Origin of the sequence: Streptosporangium sandarakinum (assembly GCF_050942225.1) — a bacterium.
Lineage (GTDB): Bacteria > Actinomycetota > Actinomycetes > Streptosporangiales > Streptosporangiaceae > Streptosporangium > Streptosporangium nondiastaticum.
In genome coordinates, this window is record NZ_CP192034.1 from 5,106,660 (window position 1) to 5,133,509 (window position 26,850).

At 73.8% G+C, this 26,850-nt stretch carries 22 protein-coding genes; 11 read left to right on the top strand and 11 right to left on the bottom strand.

The window, feature by feature from the left end; translation table 11 throughout:
* Window positions 1–95: 95 nt before the first annotated feature.
* The 5 genes from ACQP10_RS23925 to ACQP10_RS23945 all read right to left on the bottom strand — a co-directional run bounded on the left by ACQP10_RS23925 (window position 96) and on the right by ACQP10_RS23945 (window position 5,051).
* Entirely contained in the window at window positions 96–1,097 is a 1,002-nt protein-coding gene (locus tag ACQP10_RS23925) for a proline racemase family protein (RefSeq protein ID WP_399501322.1), read from the bottom strand.
* 145 nt (window positions 1,098–1,242) lie between these two features.
* Entirely contained in the window at window positions 1,243–2,136 is an 894-nt protein-coding gene (locus tag ACQP10_RS23930) for a dihydrodipicolinate synthase family protein (protein WP_346022541.1), read from the bottom strand.
* The gene (locus tag ACQP10_RS23935) at window positions 2,126–3,562 is read right to left on the bottom strand and encodes an FAD-dependent oxidoreductase (RefSeq protein WP_433539740.1); all 1,437 of its coding nucleotides are present in this window, start codon (window positions 3,560–3,562) and stop codon (window positions 2,126–2,128) included. The genes ACQP10_RS23930 and ACQP10_RS23935 overlap by 11 nt, the downstream gene beginning before the upstream one ends.
* On the bottom strand, window positions 3,559–3,873 hold the full coding sequence (locus tag ACQP10_RS23940) for a (2Fe-2S)-binding protein (protein WP_179827970.1): 315 nt from the start codon (window positions 3,871–3,873) through the stop codon (window positions 3,559–3,561). Before ACQP10_RS23940 ends, ACQP10_RS23935 begins: the two co-directional genes overlap by 4 nt.
* A complete protein-coding gene (locus tag ACQP10_RS23945; RefSeq protein ID WP_433539741.1) occupies window positions 3,873–5,051 on the bottom strand; it encodes an NAD(P)/FAD-dependent oxidoreductase in 1,179 nt (392 codons plus the stop codon). The genes ACQP10_RS23940 and ACQP10_RS23945 overlap by 1 nt, the downstream gene beginning before the upstream one ends.
* 211 nt (window positions 5,052–5,262) lie before the next feature.
* Here ACQP10_RS23945 and ACQP10_RS23950 point away from each other — a divergent pair, with 211 nt between their 5' ends.
* Both ACQP10_RS23950 and ACQP10_RS23955 read left to right on the top strand, forming a co-directional pair.
* On the top strand, window positions 5,263–6,252 hold the full coding sequence (locus ACQP10_RS23950) for a COX15/CtaA family protein (protein ID WP_433539742.1): 990 nt from the start codon (window positions 5,263–5,265) through the stop codon (window positions 6,250–6,252).
* Window positions 6,253–6,410: 158 nt separating this feature from the next.
* Window positions 6,411–7,100, top strand: coding sequence for a SanA/YdcF family protein (locus ACQP10_RS23955; protein WP_433539743.1), 690 nt, complete (start codon window positions 6,411–6,413; stop codon window positions 7,098–7,100).
* Window positions 7,101–7,167: 67 nt separating this feature from the next.
* Here ACQP10_RS23955 and ACQP10_RS23960 read toward each other — a convergent pair whose 3' ends face one another.
* Window positions 7,168–8,316: a PrsW family intramembrane metalloprotease gene (locus ACQP10_RS23960; RefSeq protein ID WP_346022546.1), complete on the bottom strand. Its 1,149-nt coding sequence runs from the start codon at window positions 8,314–8,316 to the stop codon at window positions 7,168–7,170.
* A 182-nt stretch (window positions 8,317–8,498) separates the two neighbouring features.
* Entirely contained in the window at window positions 8,499–9,455 is a 957-nt protein-coding gene (locus ACQP10_RS23965) for a heme o synthase (RefSeq protein ID WP_389999455.1), read from the bottom strand.
* 394 nt (window positions 9,456–9,849) lie between these two features.
* Here ACQP10_RS23965 and tkt point away from each other — a divergent pair, with 394 nt between their 5' ends.
* The 6 genes from tkt (at window position 9,850) to pgl (ending at window position 18,227) form a co-directional block, all read left to right on the top strand.
* Window positions 9,850–11,883: a transketolase gene (tkt, locus tag ACQP10_RS23970; RefSeq protein WP_433541938.1), complete on the top strand. Its 2,034-nt coding sequence runs from the start codon at window positions 9,850–9,852 to the stop codon at window positions 11,881–11,883.
* Between the two features lie 2 nt (window positions 11,884–11,885).
* Window positions 11,886–12,989, top strand: a complete 1,104-nt coding sequence (gene tal / locus ACQP10_RS23975) for a transaldolase (RefSeq protein WP_179827959.1) — start codon at window positions 11,886–11,888, stop codon at window positions 12,987–12,989.
* Window positions 12,990–12,994: 5 nt separating this feature from the next.
* A complete protein-coding gene (locus ACQP10_RS23980; protein WP_346022548.1) occupies window positions 12,995–14,623 on the top strand; it encodes a glucose-6-phosphate isomerase in 1,629 nt (542 codons plus the stop codon).
* On the top strand, window positions 14,624–16,336 hold the full coding sequence (gene zwf, locus ACQP10_RS23985; RefSeq protein WP_346022549.1) for a glucose-6-phosphate dehydrogenase: 1,713 nt from the start codon (window positions 14,624–14,626) through the stop codon (window positions 16,334–16,336).
* Window positions 16,337–17,251: a glucose-6-phosphate dehydrogenase assembly protein OpcA gene (locus tag ACQP10_RS23990; RefSeq protein ID WP_346022550.1), complete on the top strand. Its 915-nt coding sequence runs from the start codon at window positions 16,337–16,339 to the stop codon at window positions 17,249–17,251.
* A 202-nt stretch (window positions 17,252–17,453) separates the two neighbouring features.
* Window positions 17,454–18,227 (top strand): 6-phosphogluconolactonase, encoded by a 774-nt coding sequence (gene pgl / locus ACQP10_RS23995; protein WP_433539744.1) that lies wholly within the window; start codon window positions 17,454–17,456, stop codon window positions 18,225–18,227.
* A gap of 88 nt (window positions 18,228–18,315) precedes the next feature.
* Here the strand turns inward: pgl and add are convergent, their stop codons facing one another.
* A complete protein-coding gene (add, locus tag ACQP10_RS24000) occupies window positions 18,316–19,419 on the bottom strand; it encodes an adenosine deaminase (RefSeq protein WP_433539745.1) in 1,104 nt (367 codons plus the stop codon).
* Window positions 19,420–19,594: 175 nt separating this feature from the next.
* On the opposite strand from add, the gene ACQP10_RS24005 reads away from it, so the two are divergent.
* On the top strand, window positions 19,595–20,281 hold the full coding sequence (locus tag ACQP10_RS24005; protein ID WP_346022552.1) for an alpha/beta fold hydrolase: 687 nt from the start codon (window positions 19,595–19,597) through the stop codon (window positions 20,279–20,281).
* A 167-nt stretch (window positions 20,282–20,448) separates the two neighbouring features.
* Here ACQP10_RS24005 and ACQP10_RS24010 read toward each other — a convergent pair whose 3' ends face one another.
* Window positions 20,449–21,576 carry a GNAT family N-acetyltransferase gene (locus tag ACQP10_RS24010; RefSeq protein ID WP_433539746.1) on the bottom strand — a complete coding sequence of 376 codons (1,128 nt, stop codon included), beginning with the start codon at window positions 21,574–21,576 and terminating at the stop codon, window positions 20,449–20,451.
* 165 nt (window positions 21,577–21,741) lie between these two features.
* On the opposite strand from ACQP10_RS24010, the gene ACQP10_RS24015 reads away from it, so the two are divergent.
* Window positions 21,742–23,142, top strand: coding sequence for an NAD(P)/FAD-dependent oxidoreductase (locus tag ACQP10_RS24015; protein WP_346022554.1), 1,401 nt, complete (start codon window positions 21,742–21,744; stop codon window positions 23,140–23,142).
* Between the two features lie 152 nt (window positions 23,143–23,294).
* Window positions 23,295–24,920: an amidohydrolase gene (locus ACQP10_RS24020; protein WP_346022555.1), complete on the top strand. Its 1,626-nt coding sequence runs from the start codon at window positions 23,295–23,297 to the stop codon at window positions 24,918–24,920.
* On the opposite strand, the gene ACQP10_RS24025 is transcribed toward ACQP10_RS24020, so the two are convergent.
* Both ACQP10_RS24025 and ACQP10_RS24030 read right to left on the bottom strand, forming a co-directional pair.
* On the bottom strand, window positions 24,841–26,019 hold the full coding sequence (locus ACQP10_RS24025; RefSeq protein WP_433539747.1) for a hypothetical protein: 1,179 nt from the start codon (window positions 26,017–26,019) through the stop codon (window positions 24,841–24,843). The two genes, ACQP10_RS24020 and ACQP10_RS24025, sit on opposite strands and share 80 nt — an antisense overlap.
* Window positions 26,020–26,199: 180 nt before the next feature.
* The gene (locus ACQP10_RS24030; protein ID WP_346022557.1) at window positions 26,200–26,790 is read right to left on the bottom strand and encodes a DinB family protein; all 591 of its coding nucleotides are present in this window, start codon (window positions 26,788–26,790) and stop codon (window positions 26,200–26,202) included.
* Window positions 26,791–26,850: the final 60 nt, after the last annotated feature.

Consider the following 26,850-nt stretch of genomic DNA (forward strand, 5'->3'; position numbering starts at 1 on the left):
GTCAAGGACCGAAACAAGACCGTTAGCCTTCTCGTCCCGAACCTTCACCTGCCCGCCCGCGCCCACCCGGATCGGGCGGGCGCGGGCAGGCCGGGTCAGAGCAGGAAGCCCGCGGGGAACGGGTCGCGCGGGTCGAGGAAGTACTGCGCGGTCCCGGTGACCCACGCCCGCCCGGTGATGGCCGGGACCACCGCGGGCCGGCCCGCCACCTCCGTCTCCGCGACGAGCCGCCCGACGAACCGGGTGCCGATGAACGACTCGTTGACGAAGTCGGTGTCCAGGCCCAGCTCGCCCCTGGCGTGCAGCTGCGCCATCCGGGCGCTCGTGCCGGTGCCGCACGGCGAGCGGTCGAACCAGCCGGGATGGATGGCCATCGCGTGCCGCGAGCGGCGGGCGTCGGAGCCGGGGGCGGTGAAGTGCACGTGGTGGCAGCCCCGGATGCCGTCGTCCAGCGGGTGGACCGGCTCGTCCTCCTCGTTGACCGCCTTCATGATCGCCAGCCCCGCGCCGAGGATGCGGTCCTTGGCGGCGCGGTCGAACGGCAGGCCGACCGACTCGATCGGCACGATCGCGTAGAAGTTGCCGCCGTAGGCCAGGTCGTAGCGGACCTCGCCCAGGCCGGGCACCTCGACCACCCTGTCCAGACCGACGCTGAAGGAGGGCACGTTGACGATGGTGACCGCGACGGCGGCGCCGTCCTCGACGCGCACCTCGGCGACGACCAGCCCGGCGGGGGTGTCGAGCCGGATGGTGGTGACCGGCTCGACGACCTCGACCATCCCGGTCTCCACCAGCACGGTCGCCACGCCGATGGTGCCGTGGCCGCACATCGGCAGGCAGCCGGAGACCTCGATGTAGAGCACGCCGTAGTCGGCGTCGGGCCGGGTGGGCGGTTGCAGGATGGCCCCGCTCATGGCCGAGTGGCCGCGCGGCTCGTACATCAGCAGGGTCCTGACGTGGTCCATCTCGGCCAGGAAGTGCTCGCGGCGCTCGGCCATGGTGGCCCCGGGGATGACCCTCACTCCCCCGGTGACGACCCGGGTGGGCATGCCCTCGGTGTGGGAGTCCACCGCGTGGAAGACCCGTTTCGTTCTCATCTCCCCCTCCTCGGGGACGTTCGTATCCCCCTCGGGGAAGCTGGGTTCTCCCTCGGGGGCGTTCGGTTTCCCCCTCGGGGACGCTCGGCTCCTCTAGGGGCGCTCGGTTCCCTCCTCGGGGCGTTCGGCGGACGCTCGGGACCCGCTAGCGCAGGCCCTCCGCCAGGACCTTCTCGGTCACCGCGCGCACCGCGGCCTCCTGCTCGGGGGTCAGCGGCGTGCGCGGCGGGCGGCAGGGGCCGCCCGGCCGGCCGGCCAGGTCCATGGACAGCTTGATGGCCTGGACGAACTCGGTCTTGGAGTCCCAGCGCAGCAGCGGGTGCAGCGAACGGTACAGCGGCAGCGCGGTGGCCAGGTCACCGGCCGCCGCCGCGGCGTACAGGGCCGCGCACGAGTGGGGCAGCGCGTTGGGGTAGCCGGCCACCCAGCCGACCGCGCCGGCCAGCAGCAGCTCCACCAGCACGTCGTCGGAGCCGACCAGCAGGTCCAGGCCGGGGGCCAGCTCGGCCAGCTCGTAGGCCCGGCGCACGTCTCCGGTGAACTCCTTGACGCCCACGATCAGCCCCTCCTCGTGGAGCCGGGCCAGCAGCCGGGGGGTGAGGTCCACCTTGGTGTCGAGGGGGTTGTTGTAGGCCACGATCGGCACGCCCGCCCTGGCGACCTCGCGGTAGTGCTCGAACACCGCCCGCTCGTCGGCCCGGTAGGCGTTGGGCGGCAGCAGCATGACCGCCCCGCAGCCGGCGTCGCGGGCCTGCTCGGCCCAGCGGCGCGCCTCCAGGGCGCCGTAGGCGGCGATGCCGGGCATGACGCGGTCGCCGCCGACCGCCTCGACCGCGGTCTCCACGACCCTGGCCCGCTCATCGGCGGTCAGCGTCTGGTACTCGCCCAGCGATCCGTTCGGCACCACGCCGTCGCAGCCGCCGTCGACCAGCCAGCGGCAGTGCTCGGCGTAGCGGGCGAAGTCGGGCGCCAGGTCGTCGCCGCCGAGCGGCAGCGCGGTGGCCACCATCACTCCGCGCCAGGGCTTCTCACGGGTCATCACGGTCATCCTTCCGAAGGGGGTGTTCCAGGCCGGCGAGGTCGCCGAGCCGGACGGGCTGAGCGATCGGGCGCCGCGGCGCGGCGGGGTCCTCGCCCGCCAGGCACGCCACGGCGTAGCCGCACATGCGGCCCTGGCACCAGCCCATGCCGGGCCGGGCCAGAAGCTTGACGGAGCGCGCGTCGGTGGCGCCCAGGCTGCGCGCCTCGCGCACGGCCGACAGCGGCACCTCCTCGCAGCGGCAGACCAGGGTGTCGTCGCGCAGCCAGTCGCGCCAGCCGGGCCGTACCGGGTAGGCCTCGTGCAGCGCCCGCGCGAAGGCCGCGAGCCGGTCCACGCGCCGCGCCAGGGCGGGCAGCGGCGGGACGCGGCGGCCCCGGTCGGCGGCGACGGTACGGCCGGCCAGGCGGCCCTCGGCCTCGGCCAGCTCCGCGCCGCCGACGCCGGTGGTCTCCCCCGCCGCGTAGACGCCGGGCACGCTGGTGCGCCGGCCCGCGTCCACCGCGACGACGGGGGTGCCGTCGGCGTCGCGGCGGGTCGCGCAGCCGAGCTGGACGGGCAGCTCCAGCTGGGGGACGAACCCGTAGCCGCAGGCGAGGGTGTCGCACTCGACCGTCCTCGTCGCGACCGGCCGCCAGTCCGCGTCGAGCCGGGCCACGGTGACGTGGGTCAGCGTGTCCTCGCCGTGCGCGGCGACGACCGCGTGGCGGCCTCGGTAGGGCACCCGGTGGCGGGCCAGGACGGCGGCGTAGCCGGCGGCCTCGGCGGCCTTGCCCGCGGCGAGCAGCGGGTGCCGGGCCAGGCCGAACCGGCCGCCCGCCTCGTAGACGCCGCGCACGTCGGCGCCGGCCCTGGCCAGCCCGGCGGCGACCGGCAGCAGGAAGGGGCCCGTCCCGGAGACCACGACCCTGCGGCCCGCCACGACCAGGGAGCCCTTGAGCAGTGCCTGGGCCCCGCCCGCGGTGAGCACGCCGGGCAGGTCCCAGCCGGGGAACGGCAGCGGCCGGTCGTGCGCGCCGGTAGCGATCAGCAGGGCGCGGGCGCGGACCGCGCGGGGCCGCTCCTCGCGGTCTCCGGCCAGGCACCGCACGGTCACCGTGGCGCCCGCCGTGCCGTCCACGGTGTCGCCGGCGGTGCCCGCCGCGTCCCCGCCGGTCCGCTCGACCGCCCAGACGCGGTGGCCGAGCAGGATCTCGGCGCGCGACCGCAGCGCCTCCCACTGCCGCATGAACCGCTCCAGGCCGTGGTGCAGCGCCCCGGGGCGCAGGGCGTGGAAGGAGTCGGGCAGGTGGCGGTGGTACTGCCCGCCGGGCCGGGACGCGGCGTCGATCACCACGACGTCCAGCCCGGCGAGGGACGCCTCCAGCGCGCCGGCGACCCCGGCGGGACCCGCGCCGATGACGGCCAGGTCGTACACGCGCGTCACCGGCCGCTCACCTCCGGGCCGGAGTCCGCCGCGGACGTGCGGACCCGGTCGCCCGGACGGGCCTCGGTCACGCAGGCCCGCAGGGCGGGGACGTCGTTGACGGTGACCAGGCAGTCGAAGCAGACCCCGATCCCGCAGAACAGTCCCCGGGGACGGCCCCCGAACCGGGTGGAGCGCCAGGAGCGGACGCCCGCGGCGTGCAGCGCGGCGCCGACGCTCTGGCCGGGGACGACGGGGACGGGCCTGCCGTCCACGCTGATCTCGAACGCGGGGTCGGGACGCGCCCCCACGAGCTCGTACGGTGGCCGCATCAGCCCTCCTTGGCGGGTGTGCCGGTGCCGGAACGGTCCGGGTCGAAGCGGTCCGGGCGGAAGGGGTCCAGGTCCAGGCCGGGCCGGGCGCCGGTCAGGGCCTGGGCGATCAGGTGCCCGGTGGCCGGGGCCAGGCCGATGCCGGCGCCCTCGTGGCCGCAGGCGTGGTACAGCCCCGGGGCCCTGGGGTCCTCGCCGATCACCGGGAGGTGGTCGGGGCAGTAGGGGCGGAACCCGCAGTAGGCGCGGATCACCCGGCGCGCGGCCAGTGCGGGGAACAGTTCGACGGCCTGGCGGGCGAGCCGTTCCAGGACCGGGATCGAGACCGTGCGGTCGAAGCCGACCCGCTCGCGGCTGGCGCCGATGAGGACCGGTCCGGAGGGGGTGCCCTCGACCACGGCCGAGGTCTCCAGGCCCGCCGAGTCGCTGGCGACGTTGGTGACGTAGGCGGCGGTGTAGACCTTGTGCAGCACGAGCGGCTCGTCCAGCGGCTCGGTGACCAGGATGAACCCGCGCCGCGGCAGGATCGGCAGGTGCACCCCGGCCAGCGCGGCGACCTCGCCGCCCCAGGTCCCGGCGGCGTTGACGACGGCCCCGGCGGGGATGTCGCCGCGGTCGGTCCGCACGCCGGTGACGCGCTCGCCGTCGCGGAGGAACCCGGTGACCGTGACGCCGGTGCGCAGGCTCAGCGTGCCGCGCCCGGCGCCCTGAACGCCCTGGGCGCCCTCCCGGAGCAGCGTGGCCGCGGCCAGCATGGGCTGGACCTGGGCGTCCTGGGGATAGAACACGCCCCCGGCGAAGCCCTGGGCCAGGTGGGGCTCGTAGTCGGTGAGCCGCCCGGCGTCGACCACGGTGTGCTCGACGCCCTGCCCCGCAGCCAGCGCGGTGAGGGCGGCCAGCACCTCGTCGTCCTCGGCGACGACCAGGCCGCCCTTGGGCTCGTACTCGAACCCGCCGAGCCCGGCCAGCTCGCGCCACAGCCCGGCGGACAGCACGGCCAGGTCGAGCTCGGGGCCGGGCTCCTTGTCGGAGACCAGCACGTTGCCCTCCCCGGCACCGGTCGTGCCGCCGGCCACCGGCCCGCGGTCGAGCACGACCACGTCGAGTCCGGCCCGCGCCGCGTAGTGGGCGCAGGCGGCGCCCACCACCCCGGCGCCGATCACGACGACATCCGGCACGGCCCACCTCGTTTCCTCGCCCGGCTCGCCGGTACTATGTCACATACCTCAAGGGCGATCAATGCCTTCACGTCCCGATTCCACCCCATGGCCGCCCTGGCATCGCGCGGCCTCCGGTCCGGCTCCCCTCGGCTTCCACCCCGCCGCCCCGGCCTCCGGCGGCCCGGGGGCGAAGGCGGGACCATCCACCGCGCCGCCTAGCATGTGAGCCGTGAACCACCTTTTCGACCAGGCTCGTCGCCGTGCCGTGGACCTGTGGCTGTCCGTGTGGTCGCCCACGACCGCCACCATGCGCCGCTGGGCGCTGGCCGCGGTGGTGGCCAACGCCGGCATCACCGTGACCGGCGCGGCAGTGCGGGTCACCAAGTCGGGTCTCGGCTGCCCGACCTGGCCCCGGTGCACCCCCGAGAGCCTGCTGCCGACCGCCCACTCCGGCATCTCGGCCGCCAACATGGCCGTCGAGTTCGGCAACCGGCTGCTGGCCTTCGTGGTCCTGGCCGCCGGCCTGGGCTGCCTGATCGCCGCGGCGCGGCTCGCGCCCCGCCGCCGGGTCCTCATCGGCCTGGCGCTGGCGCAGCCGGCCGGCGTGGTCGCGCAGTCCGTCTGGGGCGGCCTCGTCGTGCGCAGCGCGCTCAACCCGGTCACGGTGAGCGTGCACTTCCTGCTCTCCATCGCCCTGCTCGCCGCCTGCGTCGCCCTCTACGTCCGCGCCGGGGAGGGCGACGGCGCCCCCGAGTCGCTGGTCCACCGTGACATCCGGATCCTCGGCCACGCACTGGTCGCCGCGGTGGCGGTGCTGCTGGTGGTGGGCGTCGTGGTGACCGGCACCGGCCCCCACTCCGGCGACGAGATCGCCACCCGGTTCCCGTTCGACATCCAGGCGGTGGTCCGGCTGCACGCCGACATCGTCTACGTCGTCCTCGGGCTCACCCTCGCCCTGCTGCTCACCCTGCGGGTGAGCGGCGCCCCGGCCCACGCGCGGCGCGCGGCGCTGGTGCTGCTGGGCGTGGAGCTGGCCCAGGGGGTCGTGGGATACGTCCAGTACTTCCTGGCCGTGCCCGCCGTACTGGTCGGCGTGCACGTGTTCGGCGCGACGCTGGTGTGGATCTTCACGCTGCGCGCGGTGTACGCGCTGCGGGCCCGGCCGACGCTCGCCGTCCCCTCCGCCGGGCGGGAGAGGCTCGACCCCGTCCCGGCGTGACCGGGGGCCGTGACGGAGACCACGACCGGGGACCTGAGCGGACCGGCCACGTCCCGGCGTGAGCGGTGACGTGGCGGCGACCGCCGCCGGACCGGAGCGGACCGGCCATATCCCGGCATGATCGGGACAATCGGCGCACGCATCGGGACAATGGGCGTATGCAGCAGTCCCGCAGACTCCTCCGGCGTTCCTACCTGGCCGCCGTCCTGCTGAGCATGCTGGCGCTCGCCCCGATGACCTGGGCGTGGCTGGTCAGCTCCGGGCACCGGGCGGTCGCCGACACCTCCCCCGACTGGCTGTCGGAGGTCCCGCGGGCGCCGGTGGCGCTGGTGCTGGGCGCCAGGGTCAACGGCCGGACCCCCACCCCCATGCTCGCCCGCCGCCTCGACGTCTCCGCCGAGCTGTACCGGGCGGGCAGGGTCCGGGCGATCCTGCTGTCGGGCGACAACGGCCGCCCCGGCTACGACGAGCCGACCGTGATGCGCGACTACCTCCTCGCCCGCGGCGTCCCCGGCCGCGCTCTCGTCCTCGACCACGCCGGCTTCGACACCTGGGACTCGTGCGTGCGGGCCCGCGAGGTCTTCGGGGCCACCCGGGTGACCGTGGTGAGCCAGGTCTTCCACCTGCCCCGGGCCGTCGCGCTGTGCCGGGCGGCGGGGCTTTCGACCTTCGGCGTCGGCGACGACTCCTCGCGGCGGTGGGCCTCCACCACCTACGCCTACGCCGTCCGCGAGTTCGGCGCCTCGGCCAAGGCCCTGCTGGACGCGGCGCTGCGCTCCTCCCCCGTCTTCCCCGGGCCGCGCGAGACGACCCTGGACACCGCGCTCCGGGCCGCCGGCGCGCCCTGAGCGGGCCTGACCGGCGCGCGGGAGGACGGCGCGGAGAGTTCCCGTCCAGGTCGCCCGTACGGACGGCTCAGCGGCCGGGCGGGGACGTCCGCGCGGGCGCCGGGAAGGAGGCGCGGGCGCCGGCGATGCACCGCAGCAGCGCCTGCTGCTCCTCGTCGAACGTCCGCTCGTCGATCACGCCGCGCCGGGCCCGCTCGTGCAGCAGCCCCAGCTCGGTCGCGGCGAGCTGGAAGTCGCTCATCGCCCGCAGCCCGGCCCGGCCGCCGTGGTTCCTGGCCCAGTCGCGCGCCTCGCGGCGGGCCGGCAGCGACGACAGCATGAAGACGTCGTACGGGCCCACCAGGCCGGTCGGCTGGTAGGCGGGCAGGTAGGTCTGGATCAGGCCGACGATGCGCTTGCGGTCGCGGAAGACGATCACGATGAGCACCACCAGCACGACCATCAGCAGCAGGTAGGCCACGGCCAGGCCGGCGATGCCGGCGTAGGTGGTGAAACCGTTCCAGATGCCGTGCAGCAGCATCGCCCCGGCCCAGCCCGCCAGGACCACCCAGGTCCTGCCCGGACCGCGGCGCAGCGCGGCGTAGGCCACCGCGACGCCGATCATCGAGGTGAACAGCGGGTGGGCGAACGGCGACAGCACGCCCCGCAGCACGACCGTCACCGCCAGACCGTGCGCGCCGGCCTCCGACAGGGCGGCGATGTAGTAGCTGACGTTCTCGCTCATCGCGAAGCCCAGGCCGACCATGCTCGCGTAGATGACGCCGTCGGTGGGCCCGTCCAGCTCGGCCCGGCGGAACCGCAGCAGGCCCAGCAGCACCAGGCCCTTCATCGTCTCCTCGACCACCGGCGCGCCGAAGGTGGCCGCGACGGCGCGGGCCGCGCCCGGGCCCAGCTGGGCGGCGTTCTCGATGTAGAGCAGGTTGAAGGAGTTGATCAGGCCGGCGACCAGCACCGCCACGCCCGCGCCCCAGGCGAAGGCGAAGACGAGGTTGCTGCGCGGCTCGGGCTCCATGCGGTCCAGCGCCAGCACGGCCGCCAGCAGCACCGGCACGGGCGCCAGGGCCAGGGCGAGCGCGATGAAGAAGTACACCGGGTCGCCGTTGAGCACGTCGAAGGAGAACGACGCCAGCGCGCACAGCCCGGTCACGACGAGCCCCGAGATCAGCGCGACGGACGGGCGGTCCCTCAGCACCCACCGGGGGTCACGGCTCGCCATGTGGCAACCGTAACGGAACAACCACGACGTGTCCCAATCCCGCCCCCTCCGGGGGCCGCCCTGGCCGCGAGCGGTCATCTCCCCGGCTTCGTACGGTCACCCGGAGGCGGCCCCCGCCCCGGCTCCGTACGGTCCCGCCCCGTGCGGTCCCGCCCCGAACGGCCCGGCGCGGGCGGGCCGGATCAGACGAGCATCGAGTCGATGGCGACGGTGAGGAAGAGCAGCGCCAGGTAGGCGTTGGACCAGTGGAAGAAGCGCATCGGGCGCAGGTCCACCCCGGTCTTGCCGGCCTTGACCCGGCCGAGGAGGCGGTAGACCTCCCACAGGCAGGCGCCGCCGAGGACGGCCGCCACGGCGGGGTAGAGCAGGGTGGTGTGGGCCACCGGCCACAGCAGCAGCGAGCACAGCACCGTGGCCCAGGTGTAGGCCAGGCTCTCCAGCACCACGCGGCGCTCGGTGGCGACCACCGGCAGCATCGGGACGTTCGCCGCGGCGTAGTCCTCCCGGTAGCGCATGGCGAGGGTCCAGGTGTGCGGGGGCGTCCAGAAGAACACCACCCCGAACAGGACCACGGGGGCCCAGCCGACGTCGCCGGTGATGCCCGCCCAGCCGATCAGCACCGGCATGCAGCCGGCGATGCCGCCCCAGACGACGTTCTGCGGGGTGCGGCGCTTCAGGAGCATCGAGTAGACGAACACGTAGAACAGGTTCGCGGCCAGGGAGAGACCCGCCGCGAGCCAATTCACCGCAAAGCCCAGGCCAAGAGTGGACAGGACGCCGAGGACGACGCCGAAGACCAGCGCGTTGCGCGGCGGGACCTGCTCGCGGGCCAGCGGCCGGCGTCGGGTGCGGCGCATCGCCGCGTCGATGTCGCGGTCGATGTAGCAGTTCAGCGCGTTGGCGCTGCCCGCCGACAGGGTGCCGAAGACCAGGGTCGAGACGGCCGTCCACAGCGGGGGAAGGCCCCGCGCGGCCATGAACATCACCGGCAGCGTCGTGATCAGCAGCAGTTCGATGATCCGCGGCTTGGTGAGGGCGACGTATGCCTTCACGACGGCGCCGAACGAGCGCGGAGCGGCGGACGCCGCCGCGCCCGCGCGAAGCGGGGCCGTCGTCGGTTGCTTGTCGGTCAGCACCATCTAAGGCGCTTCCAGCACGTGCGGGGTCAACGCGTAACCTCTGATTAGAGCGGATCCGTGAATGCGGGCACCAGCCAGCCTTGAGGTCTCAACTGTAGTTGCTGAGAGGGGCGGTCCCGGCACAGGGTGCGGAAAGCGGCGTGAGCGGACGGCCGCGGGGAGTCCCCCGGGAGTCGTCCGCGCTGGTGAGCGCCCGGCGGAGCCGCCGCCGATCGGCCTGCGCGACGCTGAGGAGGCCGACCCGTTAGGGTCCGGTGTGGGCGGGAAAAGCCAAACCGGCGCCACCATCACACGACTAGATCCGGAGATCGAGCACTTGAGCAGCGAACTCGTGCCAACCCTTGAATGGAACGACCTCGACCGCAGGGCGGTCGACGTCGTACGGGCTCTGGCGATGGACGCGGTAGAGAAAGCGGGGTCGGGCCACCCCGGCACCGCCATGAGCCTGGCCCCCGCCGCCTACCTCCTGTTCCAGAAGGCGATGCGGCACGACCCCTCCGACCCGACGTGGGTGGGGCGCGACCGGTTCGTCCTCTCGGCCGGTCACTCCAGCCTCACCCTGTACATCCAGCTCTTCCTGTCGGGCTACGGCCTGAGCCTCGACGACCTGAAGTCGCTGCGGCAGTGGAACAGCCTCACCCCGGGTCACCCCGAGTACGGCCACACCGCCGGCGTGGAGACCACCACCGGCCCGCTGGGCCAGGGCATCGGCAACGCCGTGGGCATGGCCATGGCCGCCCGCCGCGAGCGGGGCCTGTTCGACCCCGACGCCCCCGAGGGCACCAGCCCGTTCGACCACATGATCTGGTGCATCGCCTCCGAGGGCGACATCGAGGAGGGCGTCAGCCACGAGGTCAGCGCCATCGCCGCCCACCAGAAGCTGGGCAACCTCGTCGTCGTCTTCGACAGCAACCACATCTCGATCGAGGACGACACCCAGATCGCGCTGAGCGAGGACATCGCCAAGCGTTACGAGGCCTACGGCTGGCACGTCCAGACCGTCGACTGGACCGGCGACGGCGAGTACAGCGAGAACGTCGAGGCGCTGAACCAGGCCCTGGAGGCCGCCCGCGCCGAGACCGGCAGGCCGTCGTTCATCCGCCTGCGCACCATCATCGGCTGGCCCGCGCCCAACAAGCAGAACACCGGCAAGGCCCACGGGTCGGCCCTGGGCGCCGCGGAGATCTCCGCCACCAAGCAGATCATGGGGATGGACCCGGAGAAGAGCTTCGACGTCCCCGCGGAGGTGCTGGAGCACACCCGCAAGGTCGTCGAGCGCGGCCGGGCGGCCCGCCAGGAGTGGGAGAAGGCCTACGCGAACTGGCGGGAGGCCAACCCCGAGCGGGCGGCGGAGTTCGATCGGATCAGCCACCGGCGGCTGCCGGCCGGCTGGACCGAGGCGCTGCCGACGTTCGAGCCCGGCGCGTCCGTCGCCACCCGCAAGGCCTCCGGCGAGGTGCTCAACAGCCTCGCGCCGGTCCTGCCGGAGCTGTGGGGCGGCTCGGCCGACCTCGCCGAGTCCAACAACACCACGATGAAGGGCGAGCCGTCCTTCATCCCCGAGGAGTACCAGACCAAGGAGTTCCCCGGCAGCCGCTACGGCCGGACGCTGCACTTCGGCATCCGCGAGCACGGCATGGGAGCGATCCTCAACGGCATCGCGCTGCACGGCGGCACCCGCCCCTACGGTGGCACGTTCCTGGTCTTCAGCGACTACATGCGGCCCTCGGTACGGCTCGCCGCGCTGATGAAGCTGCCGGTCACCTACGTGTGGACGCACGACTCCATCGGCCTGGGCGAGGACGGCCCCACCCACCAGCCGATCGAGCAGCTGTGGGCGCTGCGCGGCATCCCGGGCCTGGACATCGTCCGCCCGGCCGACGCCAACGAGACGGCCGCCGCGTGGCGCGCCGTGCTGGAGCACACCGACCGCCCGGCCGGTCTCGCGCTGACCCGGCAGAACCTCCCGGTCTACGAGGGCACCCGCGACCACGACAAGGTCGCCAAGGGCGCCTACGTGCTGGAGGAGGCCTCCACCGGCCAGCCCGCGGTGATCCTCATCGCCACCGGCTCGGAGGTCGAGCTGGCCGTCGGCGCCCGGAAGCTGCTGGAGGAGGAGGGCATCCCGGCCCGCGTGGTGTCCATGCCGTGCGTCGAGTGGTTCCAGGAGCAGGACACCGCCTACAAGCAGCTGGTGCTGCCCCCGTCGGTCCGCGCCCGCGTCGCGGTGGAGGCGGGAATCACGCTGGGCTGGCGGCAGTTCGTGGGAGATGAAGGGGAAGTCGTGGGACTGGAGCACTTCGGTGCCTCGGCCCCCTACAAGACCCTGTACGAGCAGTTCGGCCTGACCGCCGAGCGCGTGGCCGCCGCCGCCAAGGCGAGCCTCGCCCGGACCGGGGCCGACAAGGGCGAGACGACGGGAAACTGATCATGAGCGAGATCCTGAAGAAGCTCTCCGACCAGGGCGTGTCCATCTGGCTGGACGACATCAGCCGCGAGCGGCTGCGCACCGGCAACCTGAAGGGGCTCATCCGCGAGAAGCACGTGGTCGGCGTCACCTCCAACCCGACGATCTTCGCCTCGGCGCTGAGCAAGGGCGACGCCTACGACGCCCAGATCCGCGACCTCGCCGTGCGGGGGGTGGACCTGGAGGAGGCGGTGCGCGCGATCACCACCTACGACATCCGCTGGGCCGCCGACGTGCTGCGGCCGGTCTTCGACGCCACCGACGGCGTGGACGGCCGGGTCTCCATCGAGGTGGACCCGCGCCTGGCCAAGGACACGGCCAAGACGATCGCCGAGGCACGCGCCCTGTGGTGGCTGGTCGACCGCCCCAACACGATGATCAAGATTCCGGCCACGGTCGAGGGGCTCCCCGCGATCACCAAGGCCCTGTCCGAGGGCATCAGCGTCAACGTCACGCTGATCTTCTCCCTGGAGCGCTACCGCGCGGTGATGGACGCCTGGCTGACCGGCCTGGAGCAGGCCAAGGAGAAGGGCCTGGACCTCTCGGGCATCGACTCGGTGGCCTCCTTCTTCGTCAGCCGGGTCGACACCGAGATCGACAAGCGGCTGGAGAAGATCGGCACGCCCGAGGCCAAGGCCCTCAAGGGCAAGGCGGCGATCGCCAACGCCCGCCTGGCCTTCGCCGCCTACGAGGACGTGGTCAACTCCCCGCGCTGGCAGGCCCTCAAGGAGGCCGGCGCCCGCCCGCAGCGTCCGCTGTGGGCCTCCACCGGCACCAAGGACCCCAGCTACCCCGACACCCTCTACGTCGACCAGCTGGTCACGTCCGGCACGGTCAACACGATGCCGGAGAAGACCCTCGACGCCGCGGCCGACCACGGCCGGATCGAGGGCGACACGATCCGCCCCCTCTACGAGGACGCCTGGAACACCATGGCGGCGCTCAAGGAGGCCGGCGTCGACTACGACGACGTGGTCGCCGTGCTGGAGCGGGAGGGCGTGGACAAGTTCGAGGCGTCCTGGAAGGAACTCCTGGCCACGGTCGAGTCCGAGCTGCGGAAGGCGTGAGGCACATGACGGCATCCGTGACGATCGGCAACGAGCGGCTGGCCGAGCAGGCCGCCGAGGCCGTCAAGGACCTCGTCGCCGCGGGCTTCCACGTGGCGCTGTCGAACGGCGACCCCGGCCTGTGGGGCCCGGACGCGCAGGCCGAGGCGGCCGTCCGCCTCGGCTGGCTCGACCTGCCGCGGAACAGCAGGGAACTGCTGCCGGAGATCGGCAAACTGGTCGAGCGGGCCCGCGCCCAGGGCCTGGACCACGTGGTCCTGGCCGGCATGGGCGGCTCCTCGCTGGCGCCCGAGGTCATCACGACCACCGCGGACGTCCCGCTGACCGTGCTCGACACCACCGACCCCGGCCAGGTGCGCCGCGCGCTGGCCGACCGGCTGGAGCGCACGATCGTGGTGGTGGCCAGCAAGAGCGGCGGCACCGTCGAGACCGACAGCCACCGCAGGATCTACGAGCAGGCGTTCCGCGAGGCGGGCATCGACCCCGCCGAGCGGATCGTCGTGGTCACCGACCCGGGATCGCCGCTGGAGCAGGCCGCCATCGAGGCGGGCTACCCGGTCATCCTGGCCGACCCCAACGTCGGCGGCCGCTACAGCGCCCTGTCGGCGTTCGGCCTGGTGCCCAGCGCGCTGGCCGGGGCCGACATCGAGAAGCTCCTCGACGACGCCGAGGCCGTGCGCCCGCTGCTCGCCCAGGCCGAGGGCAACCCGGGCCTGACGCTCGGCGCCGCCCTGGGCGCGGCCGCGGCCGCCGGACGCGACAAGCTCGTCCTGGAGGACAGCCTCGCGGAGATCAACGGCCTGCCCGACTGGATCGAGCAGCTGATCGCCGAGTCCACCGGCAAGCAGGGCCGGGGCATCCTTCCGGTCGTCGGCGCCGACCCCAACGACACCGACGACGAGCTGGTCGCCGGGATCGAGTCCGGCGGCGACGTGACCGTCAGCGGCCCGCTGGGCGCGCAGTTCCTGATCTGGGAGTACGCCACGGCCGTCGCCGGCCGCGTCCTCGGCATCGACCCCTTCAACCAGCCGAACGTGGCCGAGTCGAAGGAGAACACCGCCAAGATCCTCGACCGCGCCGAGCCGCCGGTCGGCACGCCGGTCCTGGTGGACGGCCCGGTGGAGGTCTACGGCGAGGTGCCCGGCTCCTCGGCTCCCAAGGACCTGCCGGAGGTGCTCACCCGGCTGCTGGAGGCCATCCCCGAGCGGGGCTACCTCTCGGTCATGGCCTACCTCGACCGGGAGGCCGCGTTCGACGCCCCGCACGCCGAGGGCGCCTCGTTCGAGGAGATGACCGACGCCTGGAGCGCGGCCGACCCGGCCACGCTGCGCGGGCTGCTGGCCGTCCGCACCGACCGGCCGGTGACCTTCGGCTGGGGTCCCCGGTTCCTGCACTCCACCGGCCAGTACCACAAGGGCGGCCCCCAGAACGGCGTCTTCCTCCAGCTCACCGGGGCGAACGAGGCCGACGTCGAGGTGCCGGGCAAGCCGTACACCCTGGGCAGGCTCCAGCTCGCGCAGGCCCTGGGCGACCTGGGCGCGCTGGCCGACCGCGGCCGGCCCGTGGTGCGGCTGCACCTGACCGACCGGGCCGCCGGGGTCGCACGCCTGCTCGAGGCAGCGCGGGAGGTCTGAATGAGCAAGCAGAAAGCGGGGAAGGCCGCCGAGGCGGCCGTTCCCGACGGCACGGGCGACGGGCAGGTCACGCCCGCCGAGCCGCGCGCCGAGACGCCGAAGGGCGACGACCGCCGTACCGAGGACCTGCACACCTCCGACTCGGTGGCCGTCGCCTCGGCGGGGGCCACCGCGGGCACCACCGACGCGGTGGTGGCGGCCAACCCGCTGCGCGACCCGCGCGACAAGCGCCTGCCGCGGGTGGCCGGGCCGTGCGTGCTGGTGCTGTTCGGCGTGACCGGTGACCTGGCGCGCAAGAAGCTGCTGCCGGCGATCTACGACCTGGCGAACCGGGGGCTGCTGCCGCCGGGCTTCTCGCTGGTCGGGTTCGCCCGCCGCGACTGGGAGGACCAGGACTTCGCGCGGCTGGCCCACGACGCCGTCAAGGAGCACGCGCGCACGCCGTTCCGCGAGGAGGTCTGGAAGCAGCTGGCGGAAGGCATCTTCTTCTGCCCCGGCGAGTTCACCGACGACGGCGCGTTCGACGCGCTGGCCATGATGCTCAAGGAGATCGACGAGACCCGGGGCACCGGCGGCAACTACGGTTTCTACCTGTCGGTGCCGCCGAAGTTCTTCCCAGTCGTGATCGAGCAGCTCAAGCGGACGAACCTCGCCGACGGGCCCCCCGGGTCGTGGCGGCGGGTGGTGATCGAGAAGCCGTTCGGGCACGACCTGAAGAGCGCCCGGGAGCTGAACGCCGTCACCAGCGCGGTCTTCCCCGAGAGCTCGGTGTTCCGCATCGACCACTACCTCGGCAAGGAGACCGTCCAGAACATCCTGGCGCTGCGCTTCGCCAACAACCTGTTCGAGCCGATCTGGAACCGCGGTTACGTCGACCACGTCCAGATCACGATGGCCGAGGACATCGGCATCGGCGGCCGGGCGGGTTACTACGACGGCATCGGCGCGGCCCGTGACGTCATCCAGAACCACCTGCTCCAGCTGCTGGCGCTGGTGGGCATGGAGGATCCCACGTCCTTCGACGCCGACGCGCTGCGCCGCGAGAAGGAGAAGGTCCTCAAGGCCGTACGGCTGCCGCAGGACCTGACCCTGGGCACCGCGCGCGGCCGCTACGCCTCCGGCTGGCAGGGCGGCGAGCCGGTCGTCGGCTACACCGACGAGACCGGCATCCCGCCGGGCTCCACGACGGAGACCTACGCCGCCGTCAAGCTGGAGATCGCCAACCGCCGCTGGGCGGGCGTGCCGTTCTACCTGCGCACCGGCAAGCGGCTGAGCCGCCGGGTGACGGAGGTCGCCGTGGTGTTCCAGCGCGCGCCGCACCTGCCGTTCAGCAAGGACGAGACCGAGATCCTGGGGCAGAACGCCCTGGTCATCCGGGTCCAGCCGGACGAGGGCATCACGGTGCGGTTCGGTTCCAAGGTGCCGGGCACGGCCATGGAGGTCCGGGACGTCTCGATGGACTTCGCCTACGGCGAGTCGTTCATGGAGTCCTCCCCCGAGGCCTACGAGCGGCTGCTGCTGGACGTGCTGATCGGCGACCCGCCGCTCTTCCCGCACCAGCGCGAGGTCGAGCTGTCGTGGAAGATCCTCGACCCGATCGAGGAGTTCTGGGCGTCGCAGGGCCCGCCGGAGGAGTACCCCTCCGGGACGTGGGGCCCGGCGTCGGCCGACGAGATGATGGCCCGTGACGGTCGCGCGTGGAGGAGGCTGTAGATGGCGAACTTCATGCTCAGCGGCACGACCGCGTCGAAGATCTCCGCCCAGCTCACCCAGCTGCGGCACCAGATGGGCACGCCCGCGCTCGGCATGGTGCTGACCCTGGTGGTCGTCTGCGACGAGAGCAACCAGTACGACGCGGTCCGCGCGGCGACCGACGCGGCCCGGGAGCACCCCTCCCGGATACTGGTCGTCATCGCCCGCGACGCGTCCGAGCCGAACCGGCTCGACGCCGAGATCCGGCTCGGGGAGTCCACCCCCGGCGAGGTGATCCTGCTGCGCCTGTACGGCGAGCTGACCCGGCACGCCGACTCGGTGGTCAGCCCCCTGCTGCTCACCGACACCCCGGTGGTGGCGTGGTGGCCGGGCCACTGCCCGGAGTCGCCGTCCAAGGACCCCATCGGAGTGCTGGCCCAGCGCCGCATCGTCGACGCGCACGCCGCGCCCGACCCGGTCGCGGCGATCACCTCCCGCGCCGAGGGCTACCTCCCGGGTGACACCGACCTCGCCTGGACCCGGTTGACGTCGTGGCGGAGCCTGCTGGCCGCCGCGTTCGACCAGCAGGTCAGCAAGGTCACCGGGGGCACGGTCGAGGCGGCGTCCCGGCACGCCAGCGCCCCGCTGCTGGCGGCCTGGCTCGGCGAGCGCCTCGGCGTCCCGATCAGGGTGGCCGACTCCCAGGGTCCCGGCCTGACCGCGGTCCGGCTGGAGACCCCCGGCGGGGAGATCGCCGTCCTGCGCGAGGACGCCCGGGTGGCCACCCTGCAGCGGCCCGGCCAGCCGGACCGGCAGGTCGCGCTGACCCGCCGCCCATTGTCGGAGCTGCTGGCCGAGGAGCTGCGCCGGCTGGATCCCGACGAGATCTACGAGGCGGCGGTCCGGCGGATCGCCCACGGCGGCCCGGAGGCCTGACGCGGCGGGCGCCCGGCGTTCCCGGGCGCCCGCCGCCGGCCGGTTCCCGCGCGGGGGTGTTCCGCGCCGGGCCCGGTTCCGTGCGAAAGCGCCCCGCGGCACGTCGCGGGGCGCTTTCGCGTCACGGGCCCTTCGGTGGGAACCTGCTGTCGCACGTCCTCATCGCCCGCCGTACCGACTTCGATGTGAAATGAGAGGTTCCGTGAGCGTTCCCACCGTGATCGTCCATCGTGACGCCGACATGCTCGCCAAGGCCGTCGCCGCGAGGGTGATCACCCGTACCGTCGACGCCCAGTCGGCCAAGGGGTCGGCGTCCCTGGTGCTGACCGGCGGCACGGTCGGCACCGCGACGCTGGCCGAGATCGCCGCCAGTCCGGCCCGTGACGCCGTCGACTGGCGCAACCTGGACGTCTGGTGGGGCGACGAGCGCTTCCTGCCCGACGGCGACCCCGAGCGCAACGAGACCGGCGCCCGGCGGGCCCTGCTCGACCACGTCGACGTCGATCCGGCCCGCGTCCACCCGATGCGCGGCCCCGACTCGGGGATGACCGTCGAGGAGTCGGCCGAGGCCTACGCCGAGGAGCTGCGCCGCGCCGCCCGCCCGGAGGACCACGGGCCGGCGCCGTCGTTCGACGCCATGATGCTGGGCATGGGCCCCGACGGCCACGTGGCCTCGCTGTTCCCCGGGATGCCGGCGCTGTACGACGAGCGGCCCGTGGTGGCGGTGCACGGCTCCCCCAAGCCGCCGCCCGTCCGCGTCTCGCTGACCCTGCCGGTCATCCGGAACTCCCGCGAGGTGTGGGTGGTCGTCGCCGGTGAGGACAAGGCGGGAGCCGTACGGCTGGCCCTGTCGGAGTCGGGGCCGATGCAGGTCCCGGCGGCCGGGGCCCGGGGCCGGCAGCGGACGCTGTTCCTGCTGGACCGCGCCGCCGCCTCCAAGATCCCCTCCTCCCTGAGCCGCATCTCCTCCCCCTGATCCGCCTCCCCTTTCGACCGCCTCCCCCGGCCGGGCGCGCGAACCGTCCGGCCGGGCACGGGGCCGAGGCGCCTCCCCTTCCACTCCGCTATCGCGAAGCACCCTGGTGTGACGCTTCCAGTCCTTCCGCGAGAACCATCTCCCCGTCGTCCCCATCGAGGTACGGCGAACCGGCCTGGGCGGCGGTCACGGCGTCGATCTCGGTGAGGAGGGCCTGCTTGCCGGCCGGGTCGAGGTAGGAGGCGACGACGGCGTTGCGGGCCAGCCCGGCGAGCGCCTCCCGGTCGAGACCGAGGACCTCGGCGGCGGCCCGGTACTCGCCGCGGAGGGTGGTGGCGAACATGGGCGGGTCGTCGCTGTTGAGGGTGACGAACAGGCCCTCGCAGAGCATGCGGGGCAGCGGGTGTTCCCTCAGATCGGCGATCTGGCCGGTACGGAGGTTGGAGGTGGGGCAGACCTCCAGCGGGATGCGGGCCTCGCGCAGGTGGGCGACCAGGCGGGGGTCGCCCAGGCAGCCGATGCCGTGGCCGATCCGCTCGGCGCGCAGCCCCTCGACGGCCTCCCAGACGGTCTCGGGGCCGGTCATCTCCCCCGCGTGCGGGACGCTGTGCAGCCCGGCGGCGACGGCGGCGCGGAAGGCGTCGCGGAACGCCTCGCGGTGCATGGGGCGCACGTGCTCGGTTCCACCGAGGCCGAAACCTACCAGCGCCTGGGGAGGTTCGCCCAGTGCGTGGTCCAGTGTGACGCGGGCGCCCTCGGCCCCGCACTCGCCGGGGATGTCGAAGACGTAGGCGACGCGGACGCCGTGGTCGTCGAGGGCGGCGCGGGCGGCCAGGTCCAGCGCCTCGGTGACCTCCCGCATCGGCATGCCCACGACGTGGTGGGAGTAGGGGGTGACCGTCAGCTCGACGTAGCGGGCGTTCTGCGCGGCGAGGTCCCGGGCGAGGCCGGTCACGAGGGCGGCCACGTCCTCGGGTTCGCGCACCAGGGCGTTGACCGCCTCGTACACCTCGGCGAAGTGCCCGAAGTCCCGGAACCGGTAGAACTCCCGCAACCCCTCCTCGGTGGTGGGCACCCGGCTGCCGGGGTGGCGGCGCGACAGTTCCAGCACGGTGGGGACCGACGCGGAGCCGACGAGGTGGACGTGCAGTTCGGCCTTGGGCAGCGCGTCGATGAAGGCGTCGATCGTCATGGCGGAGACCCTATGCACCTCTCTTTCCTCAGCGGTAGCAGTTACCGGTTAATCTGACATTAAAAAGTCAGATTCATTCTGTCGGTGGCACGGGCTTGACTGGGCGGGCACCGATCCCGGGGTCCCGGCGCCTCACGGGCGCCGGCGGGACGACCAGGTCACGAAGGCAGGAAGCATGGCGACATACGTGTTGATCCCCGGCGCCGGATCCGACGCGTGGTTCTGGCACCGGGTGACCCCGCTGCTGCGGGCGCGCGGCCACGACGTGGTGGCGGTGGCGCTGCCCTGCGAGGACGACGCGGCCGGGCTGGCCGAGTACGCCGACGCGGTCGTGACGGCCGTCGGCGACCGTACCGACCTGGTGCTGGTGGCCCACTCCCTGGGAGGCTTCACCGCGCCGCTGGTGTGTGAGCGGCTGCCGGTCGACCTGCTGGTGCTGCTCACCGCGATGATCCCGGCGCCCGGCGAGCCGCCCGGCGACTGGTGGGCCGGCACCGGTCACGCCCAGGCCGTGCGCGAGCTGAACGAGCGCCACGGCCGTCCGGCCGACGCCCCGCTGGACCTGGCCTTCGCCTTCCTGAACGGCGTCCCGCCGGAGATCGCGGCCCAGGTGGAGGAACACTCGCTGAACCAGTCCGGCACCCCGCTCCTGAAGCCGTGGCCGCTGCCGGCGTGGCCGGACGTGCCGACCCGGTTCCTCATCTGCCGCGACGACCGCTTCTTCCCCGCCGGCTTCCAGCGGCGCGTCGTCCGCGAGCGACTCGGCATCGTCCCCGACGAGATGGACGGCGGCCATCTCGCCCCGCTGAGCCACCCGGAGGAGCTCGTCGAGCGCCTGGAGGGGTTCCGGGCCGCGCTGTGACCACAGGCCGTGCTTCGACCACGAGGCGCGGGCGCGTCGGACGGCGCCCACGGCCCCGCCCCGTACGAGCACGACGCGTACGGGGCGGCGCGCGGCGGTGCGGGGTACGACCCCTTCCGGGCCGGTCCCCTGAGAGCTCCCGGCCCGGAAAGGGGCGAGCGTGCGGGTCAGGCCGCGGGCACCGCCCGGGACTTCCCGGGCTCCCCGGGCTCCGCGGGCTCCCTGGGCTCCGCGGACGCCGTGGAAGAGGCCGGCGGAGGGGCGGACGGGAGGGTCGCCGCGGTGGCGCCGACCGCGAGCCTGGCCTCCACCACGCCGGGGTCGTCGGTGAGGGTCAGGGTCGCGCCCAGCGAGACCAGGAGCCCGCGCATGCGCGTGTTGCCGGCCAGCATGTTCGCCCGGACCTCGGCGAAGCCCAGGTCGCGGGCCTCGGCGAGGAGGATCCTGGCCAGCGCCGAGCCCAGCCCCCGGCCCTGCCAGCGGTCCTCGACGAGCAGGGCCATCTCGGCGATGCCCGGGTCGGGGGTGAACATCAGACCGGCCAGCGCGATCGCCTGGCCGTCGTGCCCGGCGACCAGCGAGTGGCCGTGCGCGCGGTCGCAGAGCCGGTCGAAGACGCGGTCCGGCAGCGTGGGCACGGGGGTGAAGTAGCGGAACCGGCGCGACTCCGGCGAGCAGCGGTCGTGCAGGTCGCGGACGGCCTCGCGGTAGAGCGGGGTGACCGGGCGCACCTGCGTCTCGGTGCCGTCGGTCAGCCTGGCGGTCCGCACCGCGCCGGCCGGCCGGGGGCGGACCGGCTGGGCGAGCCGTACGAAGGAGGCGGCGCGGGCGGCCTCGGTCAGCGTGAAGGGCAGCCCGGCACGGCGCAGCCGTACGGCGCGGCGCGGCGCGACCGGCACGGTGAGCTGCGTGGGGTCGGGCAGCTCGCTCATGTCGGCGCCGTAGACCCAGCGGGAGTCGTCGGCGCGCAGCAGCTCGCCCAGCAGCGCGGGCAGCCGCCAGGGCTCGGCGCGCAGCCGGGAGGCGAGCAGGAGCGCACGGGTGGGCTCGTCGGTCAGCTCGTGGGCGGTGGCCGGGACGACCTGCACCCGGCGGCCTCCGGCGGCCTCCAGCGCCTGGCGCACGGTCTCCGGCCCGGCGGGGATGTCGGCCATGAACTCGTCCACGGTGCCGTCCGCGTCGGACTGGACGCTCAGGCCCAGGATGTTGCCGCCCCGCTCGGCGAGCGCGGTGGCCAGCGAGGCGAGCCGCCCGGGCCGCTCATCGACGGTAGTACGAATCCTCAGAAAACCCATCAAAGCTCCCTCCATCGCCATCAGCTTGGCGGAGCCCTGTTACGGCCTCGCTACACCGGGGTGAGCCCGCCGTTACGTCTTGAGGGAGTTGTGGATGATGCGGTTGTACAACGGTTTCCGTGGGGCGATGCGCGCCCCATGACGGATATAGCAGGATATGTGGCCATGAGCACGCGAGTTCCCCTGTCTGGGGACTTTGTCAACGGGGATGTCTCCTTCTGGTACCGCTCCCTCGGCATCCCCACGGCAGGAGAACCCCTCGACGGCGACCGCGAGGCCGACGTCGTGATCGTCGGGGCCGGCTACACCGGCCTGTGGACCGCCTACTACCTCAAGCGGGCCGATCCCGGCCTGCGCGTCACCGTGCTGGAGAAGGAGTTCACCGGCTACGGCGCCTCGGGCCGCAACGGCGGCTGGCTGGTCGGCGAGCTGGCCGGCACCCCCGAGCGGTACGCCCGGACGCACGGTGTGGACGCCGCCAGGCGGCTCCAGCGGGAGATGTTCTCCTCGATCGACGAGGTCATCGCCGTGGCCGACAAGGAGGGCATCGACGCCGACATCGTCAAGGGCGGCGTCACCACGGTCGCCACCAACGCCGCCCAGGACCGGCGGCTGCGCGCGCTGCTCGACCACGAGCGCCACTGGGGCTGGACCGAGGAGGACGTCCGGCTGCTGGACCCGGCCGAGCGGGAGAGCCGCCTGCGGGTGGACGGCGCGATCAGCGCGATCTGGAGCCCGCACTGCGCGCGGATCCAGCCCGCGAAGCTGGTCCTCGGCCTGGCCCAGGTCGTGCGCGACCTCGGGGTGGAGATCTTCGAGCGCACCCCGGTCACCGAGATCGCCCCGCACGAGGCCCGCACGCCGTACGGCACGGTCCGCGCCCGCTACGTCGTCCGCGCCACCGAGGGCTTCACCGCCGGGCTGCGGCAGTACCACCGGGCCTGGCTGCCGATGAACAGCTCGATGATCGTCACCGAGCCGCTGGGCGACCTGTGGGACGCGATCGGCTGGGAGGGCTGCGAGCTGCTCGGCGACATGGCCCACTACTACATGTACGCCCAGCGCACCGCCGACGGCCGCATCGCGTTCGGCGGGCGCGGCAAGCCGTACCTGTACGGCTCGCGGGTGGACGACCGGGGCCACACCCACGCCTGGACGATCGAGGCGCTGTGGGAGCTGCTGACCGGCATGTTCCCGGCCGTACGGGAGTCGAAGGTGGCGCACGCCTGGTCCGGCGTGCTGGGCGTGCCGCGCGACTGGTGCGCCACGGTGCACGTCGACCACGAGACCGGCATCGGCTGGGCGGGCGGCTACACCGGCCACGGGGTCACCACCACCAACCTCGCCGGCCGTACCCTGCGCGACCTGATCCTGCGCGAGGACACCGAGCTGACGGCGCTGCCGTGGGTGGACAGGAAGGTCCGCGGCTGGGAGGTGGAGCCGCTGCGCTGGATCGGCGTGCACGCGATGTACGACCTGTACCGCCGCGCCGACGCCAGGGAGAAGGCCGGTCTCGGCCGCACCTCGGCGCTGGCGCGCGTCGCCGACGCCATCACCGGCCGCTAGGTTCGGTTCCGTCGCCGGCATCGGATTCGGGTTCGGGTTCGGTGCCCAGCCGCCTGGACGCCTGGGCACCGGGAGCCTCCCGGGACATCGAGGAGAAGGAGAACCATGCCCCACCTGCCCGGTCTCGCCGCCCGCACCCCGGCGGCGGCCGAGTGAACGAGATCCTCTTCCGCGGCGGGCGCGCCTTCCTGCCCGGCGGCGCCTTCGCCGAGGCCGTACTGGTCCGCGGCGACCGCGTCGCCGCCGTGGGCGCCGAGACCGACGTCGCGCGCCAGGCCGGCCCCGGCTGCGAGACCGTCGACCTGGACGGCGGCCTGCTGACCCCCGGCTTCACCGACGCCCACATCCACCCGGTGCAGGCCGGGCTGGAGCGGGCCAAGTGCGACCTCGCGGAGGTGTACGGCCTGCCGGAGTACCTGGAGAGGATCGCCGGCTACGCCGCCGCGCACCCGGACCGGGTCTGGATCGAGGGCGGCGGCTGGGACATGTCGGCCTTCCCCGGCGGCCTGCCGCACCGCTCCCAGCTCGACTTCCTCGACCGCCCGGCCTACCTGGTCCAGCGCGACCACCACGCCGCCTGGGTGAACGGCCGCGCCCTGGAACTGGCCGGGATCACCCGCGACACCCCCGACCCCGCCGACGGCCGGATCGAGCGCGACGCCGACGGGGAGCCCACCGGGGTGCTGCACGAGGGCGCGATGGAGCTCGTCGGCCCGCTCACCCCGCGGCCCAGCACGGCCGACCAGGTCGCGGCCCTGCTGGACGCCCAGCGCTACCTGTTCTCCCTGGGCGTCACCGCCTGGCAGGACGCCATCGTCGGCCCCTTCGCCGGCTCCGACGACCAGCTCCCCGCCTACCTTGAGGCGGCCTCCGCGGGCAGGCTCACCGCCCGGGTGGTGGGCGCGCTGTGGTGGGACCGGGCGCGCGGCGCCGAGCAGATCCCCGAACTGCTGGAGCGCCGCCGCTCGGCCGAGGGCCTGGAGCGGTTCCGCGCCACCTCGGTGAAGATCATGCAGGACGGCATCGCCGAGAACTTCACCGCCGCGGTGATCGAGCCCTACTGCCGCTGCGGCGGCACGGGCGGCGGGACGGGCCTGTCGTACGTGGACCCGGAGCTGCTGAAGGGCCACGTCGCCGAACTGGACCGGCACGGCTTCCAGGTGCACTTCCACGCGATCGGCGAGCGGGCCGTACGCGAGGCGCTGGACAGCCTCACCGGGACCGATCCGGCGAACCGGCACCACGTCGCGCACCTGCAGATCATCGAACCGTCGGACGTCCCGCGCTTCGCGAAGCTGGGTGTGACGGCCAACCTGCAGCCGCTGTGGGCCACCCACCACGCCCAGATGGACGAGCTGACGATCCCGTTCCTGGGCGAGGAGCGCTCGTCGTGGCAGTACCCCTTCGCCGACCTGCTGCGGACCGGCGCCCGGTTCTGCGCGGGCAGCGACTGGCCGGTCTCCAGCGCCGACCCGATCCAGGGCATGCACGTCGCGGTCAACCGCACCGAGCCGCCGAGCTCGGTGCACGCCGGCTACCCGACGGCGCAGACCCCGTTCCTGCCCGGCCAGTCCCTGGACCTGGCGACCGCGCTGACCGCCTACACCGCGGGCTCGGCGTGGATCAACGGCGACGACGACGCCGGGACGATCGCCGCAGGCAACCGCGCCGACCTGGTCGTCCTGGACCGCGACCCGTTCACCGAACCCGCCGCCGACATCTGGCGGGCGAGGGTCGCCATGACCTTCGTCCGCGGCGAACAGGTCCACGGCCGCTGACGCCACCGGCGCGGCCCAGCCGCGCCACCCCGGCCGCCGGCGGCGCGGCGATCGACGCCAGGAGCGCGGCGACGCACGCGGTCCAGTACGGCAGGTACTGGGTGCTGTGGTCGTAGTCCCGGGAGCCGACCGTCACGTACACCGACCAGATGAGCAGCGGCCCCGCCACACCCGCCGTCACCGCCGATCCCGTGCTCGCATCCCGCCGCGCCGTCCAGGCGGCGACCACGACGGCCAGGACGGTCGAGACGATCAACATGCTCAGGGCTCCGTCCGCCAGGGAGCCCGGGAGGCCGCCCATCACCTCGACGGCGGTGAACAGCAGGATGAAGCAGAGCAGCCCGCGCCGCGTCCCGGCGTGCCGGAGCGCGGCGGCGCCCGCCGCCGCGCCGATGCCCGCGCCCGCGAGGGACGCGGTCAGCGCCACGACCGGGGGATCGTCGACCGCGCCGAGCGCCTGGAGGTACTGCAGCGGCCCGGCCGTCACCGCGCAGCCGAGCCACGCGGCCGACGGCAGCGCCAGGAACCGGTCACGGCCGCCGGGCATCCTGCCCGCGATCACCGAAGCCGCCACGACCGCGGCGGCGGGATACCAGACGGCGCGGGTCAGGTCGCGGTACCAGCCGGGGCCGTCCCACTCGTGATACCGCTCCCACAGCGTCCTTCCCAGTGCCTCGGCCGCGACGAGCTGACCGCAGGCGAGCACCGCGGCGATGAGCGCGGCGGCCACCAACGCGGGTACGGCCGGCCCCACCCCGCGGGCCTCGGTGCGCGGCGGCCCTCCGGCCGCGACCAGGTAGGCGAGCACGGCCCCGATCACCCAGCCAGGCCAGCCCGGCCAGCCGGCCATCACGTCGGCGAAGTCCCCACCGTCGGAGGCGTCCGTGACGCTCTCTCCGACCATGACGGCCGCGACGCTGCCGTACAGGGTCGCGACGGCGGCCTTCGCCGGGTCCCCGCGAAGGAGGCCCCCCGCCACCAGGCCGGTCGGTATCCCCGCGAGCTCAAGCCGGCCGATCGCGGCGAGGAGCATGGACACGCACGGCCCGGCGGCCAGCACCCCGGCCACCGCGAGCACGGCTCTTCCCGTCTTCGGCATCGGCCCATGAAAACAGAAGGACCATGATCCTTCCACCCGTATGCCGCGAACCGTCCAGCGCGATCCCGGCCGCACCGGTGGCGCGGGCCGCGCCGTACGGTTCCTCCGGCCGTACGGCGCGGCGCCCCGCCGCCCCGGCGGGCTCAGGCGCCCCTCCGGCGCCCCGGCCGGGTCACCGCCTCAGGTACGTCCGGCCTTCTGTGCCACGTGCTCCAGCCGGGCGCGGTACTCCTCCCACCACGACCGGTCGCCCGGCGGCAGGTTGCTGCCGTCCTGCCGCAGTCCGGCGGCCCCGTCGATGAGCTCCCGGACGATGTCGGCGTGCCCGGCGTGCCGGTCGGTCTCGGCGATCATGTGGATCAGGATCCGGTGCAGGGTCACCTCGTTCCGCCCGTCGGGCCACCACGGCACCCGGCCGGCCGCGTCCAGCTCCAGCGCCTCGATCGTCGCGTCCGAATGCGCCCACACCCGGCGGTACAGCGCGACGATCTCATCACGCGACTCCTCGGCGGTCGCCCACATGTCCGCGTTGGCTTCGGCCTCTTCCTCCATCCACGGCAGCGGTTCGGGGAACGGCCTGCCGAAGACGTCACCGAAGTATCCGGCCTCGGTGCCGGCCACATGCTTGACCAGCCCGAGAAGATTGGTCCCGGTGGGGGTCATCGGCCGGCGGAGGTCGTACTCCGACAGTCCGTCGAGCTTCCAGAGCAGGGCCTCGCGGGCGACCTTCAGGTAACGGTGAAGATCCGACTTCGGATCCGATGCAGTCATGCCGGACATCCTGCCACCCTGTGTCGCGGGCCGGTCCGCCGCTTCCGCGGCACGCCTCCT